2 pseudogenes are annotated in these 478 nt (G+C 66.1%); one reads left to right on the top strand and one right to left on the bottom strand.

The annotated features are described in order from the left end of the window. Positions 1-267: pseudogene (locus A6V37_RS39135) on the bottom strand (iron ABC transporter permease); the annotation flags it as partial. On the opposite strand from A6V37_RS39135, the pseudogene A6V37_RS39130 reads away from it, so the two are divergent. Beyond that, positions 212-478: pseudogene (locus A6V37_RS39130) on the top strand (iron ABC transporter permease); the annotation flags it as partial. The pseudogenes A6V37_RS39135 and A6V37_RS39130 sit on opposite strands and share 56 nt — an antisense overlap.

Here is a 478-nt window from a genome sequence, read left to right on the forward strand (position 1 = left end):
GGTGGGGTTGAGAAGCATCGCGGCCGCGATGACGACGGAGTTTGTAAGCGCGGAGCGGAAGTCCGGGTCGAGGAAAATGAATTAGAAGGCGGTGAGGCCGAGGGTGGGCTTCGCGGCGAAGAACGGGGAAGTAAGCACGCTCTGCAGCAGGCTAAAGCCGAGCGGCAGCGCGACCGCGACGGTCAGCACCGCGACGACGAGCCAGCGCAGCATCCCCGCGAACGGCTGCAGTGTGCCGCGCGGCACACTGCAGCCGTTCGCGGGGATGCTGCGCTGGCTCGTCGTCGCGGTGCTGACCGTCGCGGTCGCGCTGCCGCTCGGCTTTAGCCTGCTGCAGAGCGTGCTTACTTCCCCGTTCTTCGCCGCGAAGCCCACCCTCGGCCTCACCGCCTTCTAATTCATTTTCCTCGACCCGGACTTCCGCTCCGCGCTTACAAACTCCGTCGTCATCGCGGCCGCGATGCTTCTCAACCCCACC

Source organism: Paraburkholderia ginsengiterrae, from assembly GCF_001645125.1.
Taxonomy (GTDB): Bacteria; Pseudomonadota; Gammaproteobacteria; order Burkholderiales; family Burkholderiaceae; genus Paraburkholderia; species Paraburkholderia ginsengiterrae.